The organism is Desulfatiferula olefinivorans, assembly GCF_054657895.1.
In genome coordinates this window covers 206,224-223,066 of sequence record NZ_BAAHXV010000003.1, presented here as the reverse complement: position 1 = coordinate 223,066, position 16,843 = coordinate 206,224, and the positions used below count along the sequence as shown (strand labels likewise).

Here is a 16,843-nt window from a genome sequence, read left to right as displayed (position 1 = left end):
GTTTTCACGTCATTTATTACCACTATCATCGTTTATTTTGCCAATGTAGCACACCCGTCGGCAAAGATCAACATCACACTGAATGACATGCTCATGTCATTTCCGACCCAAATTCATCAACGCCTCGGCAAGCAACAGGTCTTCGGGGGTGGTGATTTTGATATTGTTCCGGCTTCCGTGAACCAGTTTGACGGACCGGCCCTGCATGTCAAGCAATGCGGCATCGTCGGTGGCGGTGAGGTTCCGGCGTGCCGCATCATCATGGGCAGACCGGATCAGACAATAGCGAAAGGCCTGGGGCGTCTGGGCGGCCCAGAGATTCAGGCGGTCGATGGTCTGGGCTGTGTTTCCGGCTTCGTCCGCCCGTTTGATGGTATCCGAAACCGGAACGGCCAGGATCGCTGCACCTGTTTCACGGGCGTTTCGAACGCAGTCGTCGATATGCCCGGGTTCGACAAAGGGGCGGACCCCGTCGTGAATGACCACGATGTCATCCGGGGCTGCGTCCATGGCGCAGAGTCCATTGTACACGGACTGCCGGCGCTCGGCTCCCCCCTCAACCACCAGAACGTCCCGGGCCGGACAGGCCTCGGGAACAAGGGTGCGCCTGCAAAAATCAAGATCGGACGACGGCACGACCAGAACGATGCGATTGATGACCGTTGTGCGGTCAAACACCCGGAGGGTATGGTGCAGCACCGGTCGACCGTTAAGAAGCAGATACTGTTTGCGAACAGCCGTCTGCATCCGAAGTCCCTGGCCGCCGGCCACGATAAGAGCGATGACCATGATTATCTGAGGTAGGAAAGTTCTTTGGGCAGGGCAAGTCCCTTACCCATGGAGTCTTCGGCGTAGTTGACCGAAGCCAGGATTTTGATATCATGCAGGGCCCGGATGTCTCCTTCAAACACCACTTCTGTGATGTTTTCCTTTTGGATTTTCCCGCCTGCCCACTGAATGTCAAGCACGCTGCCCGCGTCAAATCGATCACCGTTCACGACCAGCTCGACCTTACCCCCGAAATGCTGAACGATTTTCGCCACCATCATGCTGGGGCGGTTATGAAACCCCCGGGTGACGGGAACGCCGACCCGGATCGACGAGGTTTCAATGTTTGCGTCAAGAATCTCATGGGCCACCTTTTTCCCTGCCGTGAGGAAATGACTGACATAATACAGGCCGTAATTGATGGTTCGATCCAGAAGAACCGACGGATCCACCAATTCGGCCAGGCGGCGTCTGACCTGCTGATACAGGCTGATGCCCCCGAGCTCCAGAAGATGGCGTTCATAAAAATGCAGAAGCCTCCCCTGAACTTCAAGAATATGAAGCACCACGGAAAAATGGGCGCGCAATTGTTTGAGCTTGCGGTTTCCGTATCGATACCCCCCGATAACCACGTACGAGTCAAACGACGATTGAAGATTGTGAATCAGCATTTCAAAGCGGCGGATTTCCACCTCGTTGACCTTGGCCGGAACAATCCGGGCGATCTCGTCAAGGGTATAGGGTTCATAAAATGCAAGCGGCTCGAACATTTTGATAATGTTCAGAAATTCGCTGGCGATTTTGACAATATGGGATTTCTGGTCGGCCACCACATCATCGTCGATGTCGTATTCCAAAATCTCGCCGGTAACCACGCCGGGAAAATTGGCCTGATCGTAACTGCCGTCGGGAATATCGATCCCAAGCCTGCGCGCCTCCTCGATGACCACCGGGGCGATGTTCATCAGGGATCGCGTTATGAAATCCTGTGTTTTTTCACCTTCTTCGACAAATTGTCCGACCTCGGGAAGGTCGTAGAACACCATCCGGTTTGAGATATGGCGCTGGGAATAACCGCTGGTGCTCAGATGCCGGACAGAGGACGCCAGTTCCCGGTAAAACAGCCATTGGGTATTGTTCTTGGCGCCGTGAAGGTCCAGGAAGTCTTCAAGGAGGTGGGAGGTGGACACCAGACGGGAGTAAAGTTTTTTGGTAAAAATATGTTCCGGCGAATCAAAACTTGCAATGTAGACGCATGCCTTGAGAAAATCATGGGAATAAATCCGCACCTTGTTCTTAAACAAAATACTGCACGCCGAAGTTTCCAATATCAGCACCTGATCCGTCGGTTTTGATTGCCCTTGTCCTGTCTCAATGCGTCCTGATCAATGGCGTTAAAAAAAATCGGTCGAAGCAGACCGTAAGCCGAATTCTGTTTCCCCTACCGGTTACCCGAAAGGTGACGACGATCATTCATCTAGGATGCCGGTTGCCCGGCATCTCAAGCGACCTACCCGGAAGTACGGGCGGGCAGCCCTTGGCACTTCCCTATTTGGTCTTGCACCGGGTGGGGTTTACCCAGCTTCCCCGGTCACCCGGAGAACTGGTGCGCTCTTACCGCACCGTTTCACCCTTACCCCGCGCCCATGTCACCTAAGTGACGGAGAGCGGGGCGGTCTGCTTTCTGTTGCACTTGCCTTCATGTTTCCATGACTCCACGTTATGGAGCACCCTGCCCTGTGGTGTTCGGACTTTCCTCCCGGCCGTCACCGGCCCGGCGATCGTCTGGTCTGCCCCGACCGAAAAAGATGACCATGGGTCGATAAAGCTAAGACGGACCAACCGACCCATCTCATTTATCGACCTATGGTCTCATTTTCCTTTGAAATAAAGCATTCTATGACACTGGGGGCAAAAGTTCAAGGTTTCCCCGCGCTGGATCTCAATAAATTTCTGCGGAGGAACATTCATGAAACACCCGTTGCAGGTGGCGTTGGTCATGGGAACGATGGCCAGCCCGTTCGACTGCTTGAGAATCCGGGTAAACATATCCCGAAGCCTGGGCCGGAGCGTTGCGGCCACGGCGTCCCGTTTTTCCAGAACGGCTTCAAGCTCTTTTCGTTCGTTGACCGTGCTGTTTTCGATTTCAGCGATTTCCTTTTCCGTCTCCTCAACAATGCCGTCAAGGGCTGCCCGGCTCCGGGCCACGTCCTTTTCCCGGGCCTCGATGCGATCAAGAAACTCAAGCATCTGGCTTTCGGCCTCGGAATTCCTTTTTTTATTGTCGTCGATCTCACGCTGCAGGACCTGGTATTCAGTGTTGGTTTTGGCGTTACGAAGATATTCCTCGCTCTTTTTGATCCGGATTTCCCGTTCCTTGACCTCGCCGTCAAATTCACGGTACTGCTTGCGTGCATCTTCCAGATCAGCCTCAAAACCGGCCAGTTCGTTTTCCGCCTCCCGGCGTTTCTTTTTCCTGACGGTGATTTCGTTTTCGACTCCATCAAGAAATTTTCTGATTTTATTGGCTCCCGTCTCGATTTCCTGAAGCCTGATCAAAATCTCTATCTCTTCTTTTGTGGCAATGGACGACATAATGGTTTTCCCGTTTTAATAAAAAAAGTTAAATATATTGAAATGGATCACGTTCCACCTTGCAGGCCTGAACCTCGATGGACAATCCCCTTTGCCTGGAAAGTGAGGCCAGGGCCTCTTTCATCGCTTCGGCCATGATGATTTCCGAACCGAAATGACCGATGTCCACAAGGGCCCGCCCGGCGTCCTCGACCATGCGGGCATCGTGGTAATGCAAATCTCCGCTGACATAAACCTGGGCGGTACTTTTCAAAAAATCCCCCATCAGGCTCGATCCGCTGCCGGAGCACAAGGCCACCTTATTCACCGTCAGATCCATGTGTCCGGCCACCTTGACCCGCTCGATTCCCAGCGCCTGTTTCACCCGGTCGGCAAAGGCGGCAAGCGACATGGGCGTATCGAGCACTCCCAGACGACCCAGGCCCCGGGATCGGTCTTCGCAGGTCAGCGGATAAAGATCGTACGCCATGGTATCATAGGGATGAACCCGTGCCACATAATCGACCACGCGGGCGGCATCCTTTTTGAGCACGACGGTTTCAATGCGGACTTCATCCACAACGGCAGGCTGTCCCACCGTCCCTGAAAAGGGACGCGCGCCGTCTCCCGGCTTGAAACGCCCCTGCCCCGGGCACGAAAAAGAACAGCAGGTATAATTCCCGATTATACCTGCTGTTGTTTCGGACAAGGCCCCGAGTATGTTTTCCTTGTGATCCTGCGGGGCGAAGATGACAAGTTTGGCCTTTTCGGTTGCTGCGGGCCGTCCCAGAACCCGCATATCCGTGATGCCCATCTTTCGACCCAGAACATCGTTCAGCCCTCCCTGTGCACTGTCATAGCTGGTGTGAGCCGAATAAATCGCCAGACGATGAGTGAGGGCCTTGGCAACGATGCGCCCTACGGGGCTTGATATATCGATGGATTTTAAAGGTTTGAAGATCAGAGGGTGGTGCGTGATCAGAAGATCGGCCCCCATGGCGCAGGCATGATCGATCACCGACTCCAGGGGATCTAAGGCCGTGATGATCTTACGGACTTCAAAGGACCGGTCACCGACCTGGAGACCGCAGTTATCCCAGCTTTCCGCCAGTTCAGGGCCTGCGATGTGTTTCTCGATCAGTGTAACAATATCCGCGACAGTGGCCATGTATTCCCCCGGCGCCATCTGTGAAACGGCGCTTGCACCCCAAAAGCTCACACAGATCCCGCCATTCGTTTCCCGGACATGAAAAAGGCGTGGTATGTCAGTACCACGCCTTGGATCAACATCGATGAAAAAAATAATTCGGGGTCTTCATTCCGCCTTCGTTTTTCTGAATAAACTGGTTTTTGGTGGGCCCACCTGGGATCGAACCAGGGACCGACCGGTTATGAGCCGGTGGCTCTACCAGACTGAGCTATAGGCCCTCAAACGTCCTGGAGTTTCGTTAAATAACCCCAGGCCACCGCGTTTGTCAAGTCTTATATTTCAATGAAACTCTTGAGTTTCTTGCTTCTTGTGGGGTGCCGGAGCTTTCTGAGCGCCTTGGCTTCAATCTGCCGGATACGTTCCCGGGTCACGGCAAAATCCTTGCCCACCTCTTCCAGGGTATGGTCGGCCTTTTCACCGATTCCAAAGCGCATGCGAAGCACTTTTTCCTCCCGGGGCGTCAGGGTCGCCAGCACCTTTCGGGTTTTCTCAGCCAGATTCATGCTCACCGCCGCATCGGAGGGCAGCATGAATTTCTTGTCTTCGATAAAATCGCCAAGATGGCTGTCTTCCTCCTCACCGATGGGTGTTTCCAGAGAAATCGGTTCACGGGCGATTTTCAGAACACGCCTGACTTTGTCCAGAGGGATCTCCATCTTTTCGGCAATTTCCTCGGGGGTCGGTTCACGGCCCAGCTCCTGCACCAGATACCGAGAGGTCCGGATCAGCTTGTTGATGGTTTCGATCATGTGAACCGGAATACGGATGGTACGGGCCTGATCGGCGATGGCCCGGGTGATGGCCTGCCTGATCCACCAGGTGGCGTAGGTACTGAATTTGTAGCCGCGGCGATACTCAAACTTGTCCACCGCCTTCATCAGGCCGATGTTGCCTTCCTGAATCAGGTCGAGGAACTGAAGCCCCCGGTTGGTATACTTCTTGGCGATACTGACCACCAGGCGAAGATTGGCCTTGACCAGCTCGCTTTTGGCAAGCTTGGACTTGTGCCGTCCGTCTTCGATGGCGCTGACAATCCGTGAAAGGATGCGGTTGTTGGCCTTGATGGCATACTCACGACTGTCGATCTGGTTCTGAATGACCTTGATGTCGTCAAACAGACGGGCGCGGCGGTCGTCATCCAGCCGGCATTTGTCCTTGGACCAGGCCACACAGTCATCGCCCGCAAGAACCGAACGAAACTCGGTGACCGTGGTGCTGAAGGATTCGGCACATCGGATAATCACCTTGTTCATCTCCTCAAACCATTCGATCTGGTCCTTGATGATCTTGTCCACCCGCTCGGTGACGCCGACCTCAAGCCGCCATTCCTTGAGCAGGTTGAAGATTTTGTCGGTGCGACGGCCGATGGCCCGCCGAATCTTTCTCTGTTCATCGGGATTGAGCTCTTCGGTGAACAGTTTTTCACGCAGCTCCATATTTTCCGCGTTGACTTCCTTGATGGCATCGATGGTGGAAAGAAAACTGTCGACCTGAATCTGCTCATCGACCAGACCGTCGCCCTCATCGATATCGCGCAGCACATGCTTGGGTCTCAGGCGTCCGTCCCGAATGCTGTCGGCCAGGGTGAGGATATAATCGATGGCCAGGGTGGTATCGAGCTGGCAGCGCAGCACTTCCTGGTCCCCCACCTCGATCTTCTTGGCGATTTCGATTTCACCCTCCCGTGAAAGCAGGGTCACCAGCCCCATCTCGCGCAGGTACATCTTGACCGGGTCCGTCACCGTTCCGAAATCCGAAGGGGTCGCCGTATCGTCAAAGTCGTCCTTTTCCTTTTCAAATCCGATGGCCTCGTCCTTGACCAGTTTGCCGCCCATCTTCTTGTTGTCATCGATCAGGTCTTCATAGTCGTCTTCCTTTTCGACGAGCTGAATACCCATATCCGTAAACCCCATAAAAATCTCATCGAGCTGCTCCGAGGACGCCACATCATCGGGAAGACCTTCATTGACCTCGTCAAAGGTCAGAAAACCCTTCTTCTTTCCTTCGAGGATCAAATCCTTGATCACTTCCTGTTGTGATTTTCGCAATTCATCTGCATTCCCTGCGGATTTTCTGGTCATAAAAATTTGCCTCCTCCGACTCCGGATTATAATAACGATACCGCTGTAATGTTTTATTCATTCAATGGTTGACGGCTCCGTAAAAAGTCCGATATCTGCGTTACGCTTCATCCCTCGTCACTGCGGCGTACCCTTTCGTACGCCTCATTCCTCGGGCTTCGCAAGCCTTGATCTCGAACATTTTACGAAGCCGTCCGAAATTCGACTTTTTACGAGACCATCACTGGTTCAGCCGCTTCATCTTCTCCTTCATCAGGGCCATCAGAAGATCATGATCCTGATTCAGCTCGGCTATTCTGATCTGTTCCGACAGGGAGTCCTCATGTTTTTTCCTGTTTCGGACAAACTGATCAATCAGGTTGACACAATTCTTGTAAAGCCACGGAATATCACCGACGGCCAGTGCCGATATCATTTTCCGCTGGGCGTCATTTTCAGACCGGGCAATCAGGGTCGGCGCCAGGGTCGACGGATCGCCCCCGTGGTCAAGAATCTTTCGCGCCAGGGCCTTGAGCGCCGGGTGTTCCAGGTAGTCGACCACGCCGCTGCGACGGCAGTCGTCAAGAATCTCCGGAAACTGAAGCATCATGGACAGAATCTGCTTTTCCATTTCCAGATAACGAACCCTGCGTTCGACGGGCCGGGATTCAAAACCAGTGGCCGCAGGTCCCGAAACACGCCTGAGCGGGCCGCCGGCCTGCTCCCTGATTTTTTCCAGCACCGCTTTTTCGTCCACCCCGATGCGGTCCGCCAGTTCACGGACATACAAAGAACGACCGATGGGGTCTTCCACGGCTCTGATGGGTTCCGTCATCACCTCGATGATCCGGATACGCCCCTCGACGGAAAGACCGTGTTGCCTGACGGCCGATTCGAGCAGAAAGGGAATGACCCCAAGAGCCTGATCCGACAGTTTCATAAAGGCTTCCGGACCGAACTCACGTATATACGAATCCGGGTCATGGCCTTTCGGCAGCACGAGAATGTTGGCGCTGATAAATTCTTTCTGAAACACGGGAATGCTTCGCTCGGCGGCCCTGATTCCCGCCTCGTCCGAGTCGTAGACCATCACGAAGCGCCTGACGCCCGCCCGGCTGAGCATCCGGATATGTTCCTGGGTGATGGCCGTTCCCAGCGTGGCCACCACATGCTCCACTCCATACATATATAAGGATAAAAGATCAAAATAGCCTTCCACAATGTGGACGGCCCCAGTCTGCCTGCATGCCTGCCGGGTCGCATGAAAACCGTAAAGCGACCGGCTCTTGCTGTAGACCGGCGTTTCCGGCGAGTTCAGGTATTTGGGAAGGGAATCATCGAGGACCCTGCCCCCGAAACCAATCACCCGCCTGCTCTGGTCTAATATCGGAAAAATAATACGATTTCTGAAGCGATCGTAGTACCTTTCTTTATTTTTCGTGGCAATCAGCCCGGATGTTTCCGCAACCTGCCGGGGAATGTTCCGCCCTGAAAGAAATCGCACCAGGTTGTCCCACCCGTCGGGGGCATAGCCAAGCTGAAACGTTTCGGCAATCGTTTCGGTCATGCCCCGGTTGGCCAGATAGCGCCGGGCCGGCTCGCCCTGGGGCCCCTTGAACAGAATCCCCTTGAAATATTCCATGGAAAGCCGGTTGACGGCGTAAAGGGACTCCCGCTGACTTTCAACCCGGCGCTCCGCCGGATTCTTTTCCGGCTCGGGAAGGGTGATGCCGCAGCGCGCGGCCAGCATCCGAACCGCTTCGGGAAAGGTGAGCCCGTCACGTTTCATCACAAAGCTCAACACATCACCGCCCACGCCGCATCCGAAACAGTGGTAAATCCCCCGCACGGGATTCACATGGAACGACGGGGTCTTCTCCGAATGAAAAGGGCAAAGGCCCATAAAGCCCTGCCCCGACTTTTTCAACTGAACCGTTTCGGACACGATCTCATAAATATCCGTCGCCTGCTGGATATCCAGAATTATATCTTCGGGTATCAATCGTGCCAAAACCGCCTGTCTCCCATCCTGCCGCATTGGAATGCCGCACAGAACCATTTTAAATCCGGCCTCATTTCAACACGGATCAGACGCAAAAAATAACGATGGTTCCACGTTTGTCAAACCCCGTCCCGGCCCCGGGCGAAAAAAACATCCGCAGACAGCACAAATGCGCGCCTGCGGACGGGTCATCCACACTCGTTCAGCGATGATGGGAAACGGATGGGCACATGGGACCGGACATGTTCAGTCGTTCCTGATCACAGGGACAAAAGGTGAAATCTAAAGCACCCCTTTGGTGGACAGATGGCCGACGATCCGGCTGTCCAGGGAAACAGCCTGTGCAAGGGCGCGGCCCAGACCCTTGAACACCGATTCAACGATATGATGGTCGTTTTCACCGTATCTCACGTTGACATGGAGATTCAGTCCGCCCTTGCCTGAAAAGGCACGCATGAACTCTTTCACGTCCCGGGTGTCGAAGGTGCCGCAGACACCCATGCGGTCGGGGACGTTATAAACGAGAAAGGGCCGGTTCGACAGATCGAGGCTGACCTCGCTGAGGGTCTCGTCCATCGGGGTCACGGCGTGACCGTAGCGGACGATTCCCCGACGGTCGCCCAGGGCTTCACTGACCAGGCTGCCCAGAACAATGCCGATGTCTTCCACGGTATGATGGTTGTCCACGCCGATGTCGCCTTCGGCCTGAACCGTCAGGTCGAAAAAGCCGTGGCGTGAAAAAAGATCCAGCATATGATCGAAAAAAGGAATGCCGGTGGAAATCTCCCGTTCGCCGGTGCCGTCAAGATCGATGGCGGCGGAAATCCGCGTTTCGGATGTGTAGCGTTCAAGCCGGGCTATGCGTCTCATCACCTTGTCCTTATCTAGTATAATAAATCGCCGAAATAATTTGATTTCCCTTAGCAGATAATTTACCGCGGGTCAATTTAAAAAAGACACCCCTTTCATCGGTCAACCGAGTGTGTTATACCCTCTTTTTTCAAAATTACAGGGAGATCAACCATGAGTGTCACCATCACGCTTCAGGATGCCTTTAAAAAAGTCACGGATGATCAGGATAAGATCATCACGCCCCGGGAAACGGTCCGGCGATTCAAAGAACGGACGGCTCGCCTGGATCTGGACATCCTTGAAAACACACTGCGGATCGACAACGGCCGCCTGAACATTCCCGTTTACTTCAGCGTCTGCGGCAACGATGCCCGGGCCATGACCGGCACCAACAAACAGATGGGCAAAGGTGCCACCCCGGATCAGTCCGAGGCCAGCGCCGTCATGGAGCTGGCCGAACGGTTCAGCTTCTTCGCGTTCCGAAACAACCCGGCCAACTTCATCACCGATACCTATCGCAATGTCCGGGAGCGGGCCATGGCCTTCGATCTGATCGCCCGATCGGTCCATGACGACAACCGGGCCGAACTGGAAATCACCCGTGAATTCTTTGCCGATCTCCCCCTGAAATGGACCTGGGCATACAACCTGACCCAAAAAAAAGCCGAGCTGATTCCCTTTGACTGGTTTTTCATGATCAACGAATTCAACGGGCCTTCGGCGGGGAACTGCGCGGAAGAAGCCATCTGTCAGGGTATATCGGAAATCGTGGAACGGCATGTATCTTCGCTCGTCAGCATGGAAAAGCGCCGCGTTCCCCGGATCGACCCCCGCACCTCCAAGGACCCCGTCGTGCAGGACATGCTCGACAAATATCAACAGGCCGGCATCGAACTGGTGGTGTCGGATTTCAGTCTGGACACGGGCATTCCCACCGTGGCCGTTCTGGCCTGGGACCCGTCCACCTTCCCCGCCCGGAGTGAAATCGTCTGGACCGCCGGTACGGCGCCGAACCCGGAAAAGGCCCTCAGCCGGGCCCTGACCGAAGTCGCCCAGCTGGCCGGAGACTTCAACAGCGCCGCAAACTACGTTGCCAGCGGCCTTCCCAAATTCCGTTCCCCGGCCGAGGCCGATTATGTCATCGGAGCCCCGGTCACCCTGTCCATGGCCGATCTGCCCGATCTGTCCGACAACAATATCCGAATCGAGGTGGAACGCTACGTGTCGGTCCTCGAAAAACAGGGCATGGAGGTGTTTCTCGTCGACACCATGCACCCCGATCTAAAGGTACCCGCCTTTTACACCGTCATCCCCGGCGCCCATTTCCGGGAACGGGCCACGGGGACCAACGTGGGCATGTTTTCGGCCAAGTTCATTTCGGAAAACCTGGAGCCCCATGAGGCCCTCGGCCGTCTGAAAGACATGGACCGGAAACTGCCCGGAAAATACTACCTCCAGTTTTTTCTGGGGCTCACCTACCTGGCCCTCGAGCGACACACCCAGGCCCTTGCCTGCTTTGAACGCGCCCTGTCCCTTTCTCCCCAGCCCCAGGACACGGCATCGATCTGCTCATATACCGGGGTCTGCCTCAAGGACATGGGGCAGTATGAACAGGCCCTTGCCGTTCTTGAACGGGGAGCCGAGGCCGACGACGAGCGGGAGGACATCTTCAATCTGATGGGATTCTGCCATTTCATGCTGAAAAACCATGAAACCGCCATCCGCTGCTTCGAGCGGGTGCTTGAGCTCAATCCCGGATCGGGCATCGATTACGCGAACATCGCCTCCAACTACAGGGACATGGGAGAAACCGACAAGGCCGTCACCTATTACAAACTGGCGCTGGAACTGGACGACAGTCTGGATTTTGCCCGGACCAATCTTGAGAAACTGACCCTTACGAAAAAAAACGCCGTCTGATCCTTAGGCCGGCGCTTGAAAGGAACATTCCCCTCAAGCGATCAGCCCCGTTGACCGATGATAAGGAGTGTAATTGTTTCGGTCAATAAAACGGGATAAGACCATGAACCTCTCGTCCATCGCCTCGAGCGTGCCTGTCACATATCAACCGATGCCTCCGGCCGTCCGGGCCCAGGAAGCGACCGAGGCCGCCCGGCCGGATTCCGATGCTCCGGTTGATGTTTTTGAAAAACAACCGGCGGACGACGCCGGAGAAAACACCTATGCCGCGCCCTCCCCTGTCACCGGGAAACCCGTAAGCGACGGCCGGGAAACAGAAACGACCGGCGAAGAAACCGACACCGCGCCATCCGACCCCCAAAAAGACACGCAGAAGACTGAAGACAAAAAAGAGGCTGAACTGACCGAGGAAGAGCTCAAGCAGATCGAAGAGCTCAAGGCCAGGGACAGGGAAGTCAAGGCCCATGAACAGGCCCATGTCGCCGCCGGCGGCCGGTATGTAAGAAGCGGGGCCCAGTTCGAATACCAGACCGGACCCGATGGCGAACGCTATGCGGTCGGCGGGGAAGTGAGCATCGATGTGTCGAAGGAACCGGGTGATCCCCGGGCCACCATCGCCAAAATGCAGACTGTGATCCGGGCCGCCCTGGCTCCGGCGGAGCCCTCCGCCCAGGATCGTGCCGTGGCCGCCAAAGCCGCGCAAATAGAAATGGAGGCCCGGGGAGACGTTACGGCTGAAAGCCGGGCCGAGACCATGAACGAGGCCCCGTCACCGTTTACCGACAAAACCGATGCAGCCGACAAGGCCGGTGAACCCACCGCCGAAACCACCGAGACGACCGAATCACGGCAAAAGGCCCAAGCCTACCCCACCGCCATGGACACGTCCACCGACCGATCGGGCATCAATGTCTACGCCTGAGAACCTTACCCACACGGCAATCGTATGTCTACCCCGCACGACCCATGGGTCATGCCCTGTGGGCAGGGAGACGTTTTTATGTCGACAGGATTGATCTGAGATCAATCCGCTGAGATTCTCACGAAGGCCGTTTTTTGCTTTTCTTCAAGGATATGAAACATGCGATTGCCCTGACCTCACCCACGGCATCAGGCGTTCCCTGCACCCGAGCTTAGCAGCATGGGATCGATGCCCAGGCTTTTCACCGCTTCTTCCCAGCACTCGACGGCCGAGGTGTTGAAAATGATGTGATCCAGGGCATCCCGGGTGAGCCAGGCATTGTCCAGCAGTTCCTGTTCGAGCTGCCCCGGCCCCCAGCCGGCGCATCCGAGCATCATCCGGGTCCGGGTGGGGCCGACCTTGACGGCCATGGCTTCAAGCAGGTCGATGGTGTTGGACAGCGCCAGGGTCCGGGTCACCTGGAGGGTGCCCCGCCAGTCAAAGGGCGGGCCGTGAAGAATGTAGATTTCGCCGGTCTGCACCGGCCCCCCCATGTAGATCGGATCCTGCCCCACCCCTTCATGGACCGACATCTTGAACTCCTTGAAAATCTGCTCGGTGACGATCAGCGGATGGGGGCGGTTGATAATCAGTCCCAACGCCCCGTCCGCATTGTGTTCACAGATCAGGGTCACGGTTCCGGCGAAATTCGGGTCGGACAGCTCCGGCATGGCGATAAGAAAATGGCCCTTGAGGGATGAAAACCCCGCGGTTTCCAGATTATCGCCCATAAACATCCTCGAACCGGACAATATCGTCCTCACCCAGATAGAATCCGGACTGGACTTCGATCAGCTCCAGGTCGATCCTGCCCGGATTTTCCAACCGATGGACCACGCCCAGGGGGATGTAGGTGGATTCGTCTTCCTTGAGCACGAATTCCTCATCGCCTTTGGTGACCACGGCCGTGCCCCGGACCACCACCCAGTGCTCGGCCCGGTGATAGTGTTTCTGCAGAGACAGCCGGGCGCCGGGTTTCACGGTAATGCGCTTGACCTGAAAATGATCGGACAGATCAATCCCCTGATAGGACCCCCAGGGCCGGTAGACCTTTTTATGGATGGCGGCCTCTTCGCGCATCACCCCTTTCAACTGGCTGACGATCCGCTTCACGTCCTGGACCCGGTCCCGGGGGGCGATGAGCACCGCGTCGGCGGTTTCCACCACCACATGGTTTTCAAGGCCCACGGCGGCGATCATCCGGGTTTCCGCATGGAGAAACGAGTCTTTGACTTCATGGGTCAGCACGTCCCCCCGGATCACATTGCCGTGCTCGTCTTTTTTGCCCACCTGCCAGAGGGCGTCCCAGGAGCCCAGATCGTTCCATCCGGCGGACAGGGGAATCACGGCGCCCCGATCGGTTTTTTCCATGACGGCATAGTCAACGCTGTCACTGGGGCAGGCCTTGAACGCCTCCTTGTCCAGACGGAAGAAATCCAGGTCCCTGCGCCCCAGCGCCACGGCATTCCGGCAGGCCGAAACAATGTCGGGCACATGGCGTTCCAGTTCCGCCAGAACCACGGAGGCCTTGAACATGAACATGCCGCTGTTCCAGCAGTAATTTCCGGAATCCACATAGGTCCGGGCCGTTTCCCGGTCGGGTTTTTCGACAAATTCGGCGATGGCCGACGCGGCGCTCCCGTCCTCCAGGAGATCGCCCTTGCGGATATAGCCGTACCCCGTTTCCGGAGCCTGAGGAACAATGCCGAAGGTGATCAGACGCCCTTTCTCGGCCAGTCCCATGCCCAGGGAAATGGCCTGATGCAGGGCCTTGACCTCTTCGATGTTATGATCCGCCGGAAGAACCATCAGCACGGGATCTGCGCCGCCTTCCATGGCTTTCAGGGCTGCCGCGCACAGGGCCGGCGCCGTGTTGCGGCCCATGGGTTCAAGAACGATCGATGCCTTGTCCACCCCGATGGCCCGAAGCTGTTCGGCCACCATGAAACGGTGATCCTCATTACAGATCACCATGGGGTCCCTGATCTCGGGGAAACTCAGAAGCCGGAGCACCGTGTTCTGGAGCATGGTTTTTTCATCGACCAGACTGAGCAGCTGTTTGGGATACTGTTCGCGGGAAAGGGGCCAGAGTCGGGTTCCCGAACCGCCGGCCAGAATAACGGGTATAATCATAAAGCCCTCACATGCAATCGTCGGAATAGGATGTTCATCATGATGTCGCCGGGTGTCGTCCACCGATTCGAATGACGAATCGCTTTATTCATAGCACAGGTCCCGGCGGCCAAATACTTTTTTCTGCAAAAAAATGCGGGGCACCGGACCGTGATTTTCCCTGATCGCGGCCTCTTTTTTCTTGACTAAGTCCGGCGGCGCGCATACATCTTTACGCATGTTCAAGAAAACGATATGCCCAAGAGGACCATTGCATCCTGGGGGAATGCTACACGAATTACCAGGGAGTTTTTAGTTTATGAAAGCCACACCCGAATACATCGGCCGGGGACTTGCCGTTCTTTTTGCTTTGTGTGTTCTGATCTGCGGCTGCGACAACAGCGGGTACGGCCAGGCCGAGCCCTACGTGATCTCGGGTACCGTGAGTACCGGCGTGCGGGTGACCGGTACGGTTCACGTGATCAGCAACAAGCGGGCGGATCGTTACGCAGCGGTGATCGATCCCGTGGACGGCACTTATTCCGTCAGCGTGGCGCCCCACGACCCGCCCTATCTGGTCTGGGCAGATCTGGACGGCGAACGGACCTTGTATTCCTACTGCGCCGGCCGACGGAACCCCAGTGACGAGATTATCGCCGCCGCCGTCGACGCCGGTACGGACCATGAACTGATCATGTACCAGACCACCAACATCACCCCGCTGACCGATCTGATCATCGGCCTGGCCTATCTGGAAGACCCCCAGGCCCGATTTGAGGCCAATTCCGAAGCGGGCTTTCCCAGTGCCTCGGAAATATCGACATTTCAGGGCTATCTCGAAGACGATATACTGGCGGACACCTTTGCTTATCTGGCCGATACCAATGGGGACCCCTCCCTGGAGTTTTTCGACCTGTTCCATGGGGACTGGGTCGCAGACGGGTACGCCGACCAGCTGCTGACCGTCCTTGTGGTCCGATACACCGAAACCGCCGACCCCGTAAGCCGGATCGCCGAGCTGGTGCTCGCGGGGGGCGTTCCCGGCAACGAGAGCGTGTTCTATTCCTATGACCTGACCGCAGACGATGAACTCGCCAGAATGCAAGCGAACGAAGCTCTTCAGATTTTCCAGATCAGACTGGGCTTCTGAGGCCGCCCGTCAGACGGCCATGATGGGAAGACAACGCGTTGCCCCGGTTGCATCGATAGCCCGTAGAGGATGGGTAAAGCGCAGCGTGCCCATCAAACCCGCCTCTCAGGTAAAACGCTCTATCGCACGATGGCCCGAAGCCGGTCCGCCAGCCGCCGGTTGGTGTCCTGGTCCTTGAGGGAAAACCGCACGTAACGGTCGTCAAGGCCGACAAAATTGCCGCAGTTACGGATCAGAATCCGATCCTTGAGCAATTCCGCGCACAACCCTGCGGCATCCATGCTACCCGTCAGCCGGGCCAGCACGAAATACGTCGCCCCGGGAACGGCCTGAAGGGCGCCCAAACCTTCGATGCTCGATAAAAAGGCTTGTTTCTCCTCAGCCGCGAAGCGGCGGCTGGTATCGAGAAAAACATCGGTCAGTGCGGGGTTTTCCAGGATGTAGCCCACGGCCTCCTGGGCCAGGGCATTGACGCTCCAGGGAAGAATGTATTTTTCAAATCGGTAGATAAGGGTCACCGGCGCCAAAAGAAAACCCACCCGCAAGCCCGGAATCCGGAAAATCTTGGACATGGAATTCAGCACGATGACATTGGGCAGACGGAGGCCGATGGCGCTGGTGCCGTAACTGTCCGCCGCAAAGGGCAGATAGGACTCGTCGATCACGAAAAAGGTTTCAGGAAAGGCCCGGCAGAGTTCCGCAAGCGCATCACGGTCCCAGAGAAACCCCGTGGGATTGTTGGGATTGCAGATAAACACGGTATCCTTGCCGTCCACGGCCTTGACCAGATCATCCATGTCCGGGGCGAAGCCGTCTTCGGCCCGGGTGAGGTAATAGTCGCAGTCGGCCTGGTGCAGGGTGCAGGCGTCCTTGTAATCGGCATAGCTGGGGCCCACGACCAGAGCCTTCCGGGTGCCAAGGGCCGCCGGAATCGAATAGATAAACTGGGTGGTGCCGTTTCCGGCCAACACCCCTTCGTGGGGAATGCCGTATTTATCGGCCAAAAGGCCGGTGATTTTTTTCGAATTCACCTCGGGCAGACTGATGATCGTTTCCATCTGGTCGATCAGAAACCGGGCCAGTCCGTCGGGGGGGCCCAAGGGATTCAGGTTGCTGCTCATGTCGATGATGTCCGTGGCCTCACAGCCCAGCTTTGCCGCCACATCATGAATATTGCCGCCATGTCCGATGATCATTGCCGTCTCTCCTTCGATTGGGAATACCGCTCAGCATA

13 protein-coding genes, 1 tRNA gene and 1 other RNA gene are annotated in these 16,843 nt (G+C 56.1%); 3 read left to right on the top strand and 12 right to left on the bottom strand.

Annotated features, from left to right (window positions below; genetic code table 11):
• Nucleotides 1-96: 96 nt before the first annotated feature.
• The 9 genes from ispD to hisB all read right to left on the bottom strand — a co-directional run bounded on the left by ispD (nucleotide 97) and on the right by hisB (nucleotide 9,484).
• Nucleotides 97-789 (bottom strand): 2-C-methyl-D-erythritol 4-phosphate cytidylyltransferase, encoded by a 693-nt coding sequence (ispD, locus tag ACYQ11_RS04150; protein WP_459922482.1) that lies wholly within the window; start codon nucleotides 787-789, stop codon nucleotides 97-99.
• Between the two features lie 2 nt (nucleotides 790-791).
• Nucleotides 792-2,072, bottom strand: a complete 1,281-nt coding sequence (locus ACYQ11_RS04145; protein WP_459922481.1) for an HPr family phosphocarrier protein — start codon at nucleotides 2,070-2,072, stop codon at nucleotides 792-794.
• 102 nt (nucleotides 2,073-2,174) lie between these two features.
• Nucleotides 2,175-2,565: RNase P RNA component class A (gene rnpB, locus ACYQ11_RS04140), an RNA gene on the bottom strand.
• 75 nt (nucleotides 2,566-2,640) lie between these two features.
• Entirely contained in the window at nucleotides 2,641-3,363 is a 723-nt protein-coding gene (locus tag ACYQ11_RS04135) for a zinc ribbon domain-containing protein (RefSeq protein ID WP_459922480.1), read from the bottom strand.
• A 28-nt stretch (nucleotides 3,364-3,391) separates the two neighbouring features.
• The gene (locus ACYQ11_RS04130) at nucleotides 3,392-4,510 is read right to left on the bottom strand and encodes a Nif3-like dinuclear metal center hexameric protein (protein WP_459922479.1); all 1,119 of its coding nucleotides are present in this window, start codon (nucleotides 4,508-4,510) and stop codon (nucleotides 3,392-3,394) included.
• A gap of 183 nt (nucleotides 4,511-4,693) precedes the next feature.
• Nucleotides 4,694-4,770, bottom strand: a tRNA-Ile gene (locus ACYQ11_RS04125).
• A 54-nt stretch (nucleotides 4,771-4,824) separates the two neighbouring features.
• The gene (rpoD, locus tag ACYQ11_RS04120; RefSeq protein ID WP_459922478.1) at nucleotides 4,825-6,633 is read right to left on the bottom strand and encodes an RNA polymerase sigma factor RpoD; all 1,809 of its coding nucleotides are present in this window, start codon (nucleotides 6,631-6,633) and stop codon (nucleotides 4,825-4,827) included.
• 220 nt (nucleotides 6,634-6,853) lie between these two features.
• Nucleotides 6,854-8,623: a DNA primase gene (dnaG, locus tag ACYQ11_RS04115; RefSeq protein WP_459922477.1), complete on the bottom strand. Its 1,770-nt coding sequence runs from the start codon at nucleotides 8,621-8,623 to the stop codon at nucleotides 6,854-6,856.
• 273 nt (nucleotides 8,624-8,896) lie between these two features.
• Nucleotides 8,897-9,484 (bottom strand): imidazoleglycerol-phosphate dehydratase HisB, encoded by a 588-nt coding sequence (hisB, locus tag ACYQ11_RS04110; RefSeq protein WP_459922476.1) that lies wholly within the window; start codon nucleotides 9,482-9,484, stop codon nucleotides 8,897-8,899.
• Nucleotides 9,485-9,637: 153 nt separating this feature from the next.
• Here hisB and ACYQ11_RS04105 point away from each other — a divergent pair, with 153 nt between their 5' ends.
• Together ACYQ11_RS04105 and ACYQ11_RS04100 are read left to right on the top strand one after the other, a co-directional pair.
• Nucleotides 9,638-11,386, top strand: a complete 1,749-nt coding sequence (locus ACYQ11_RS04105; protein WP_459922475.1) for a YcaO-like family protein — start codon at nucleotides 9,638-9,640, stop codon at nucleotides 11,384-11,386.
• 103 nt (nucleotides 11,387-11,489) lie between these two features.
• Complete coding sequence (locus tag ACYQ11_RS04100; protein WP_459922474.1) at nucleotides 11,490-12,308, top strand: putative metalloprotease CJM1_0395 family protein; 819 nt, start codon at nucleotides 11,490-11,492, stop codon at nucleotides 12,306-12,308.
• 188 nt (nucleotides 12,309-12,496) lie between these two features.
• Here ACYQ11_RS04100 and ACYQ11_RS04095 read toward each other — a convergent pair whose 3' ends face one another.
• Together ACYQ11_RS04095 and ACYQ11_RS04090 are read right to left on the bottom strand one after the other, a co-directional pair.
• Complete coding sequence (locus ACYQ11_RS04095) at nucleotides 12,497-13,078, bottom strand: YqgE/AlgH family protein (RefSeq protein WP_459922473.1); 582 nt, start codon at nucleotides 13,076-13,078, stop codon at nucleotides 12,497-12,499.
• Nucleotides 13,068-14,480 (bottom strand): mannose-1-phosphate guanylyltransferase/mannose-6-phosphate isomerase, encoded by a 1,413-nt coding sequence (locus ACYQ11_RS04090; protein ID WP_459922472.1) that lies wholly within the window; start codon nucleotides 14,478-14,480, stop codon nucleotides 13,068-13,070. The genes ACYQ11_RS04095 and ACYQ11_RS04090 overlap by 11 nt, the downstream gene beginning before the upstream one ends.
• A gap of 298 nt (nucleotides 14,481-14,778) precedes the next feature.
• Between ACYQ11_RS04090 and ACYQ11_RS04085 the strand changes: the two genes are divergently transcribed.
• Entirely contained in the window at nucleotides 14,779-15,609 is an 831-nt protein-coding gene (locus ACYQ11_RS04085) for a hypothetical protein (protein WP_459922471.1), read from the top strand.
• Nucleotides 15,610-15,728: 119 nt separating this feature from the next.
• Here the strand turns inward: ACYQ11_RS04085 and ACYQ11_RS04080 are convergent, their stop codons facing one another.
• Nucleotides 15,729-16,805, bottom strand: a complete 1,077-nt coding sequence (locus tag ACYQ11_RS04080; protein ID WP_459922470.1) for a pyridoxal phosphate-dependent aminotransferase — start codon at nucleotides 16,803-16,805, stop codon at nucleotides 15,729-15,731.
• Nucleotides 16,806-16,843 lie beyond the last annotated feature (38 nt).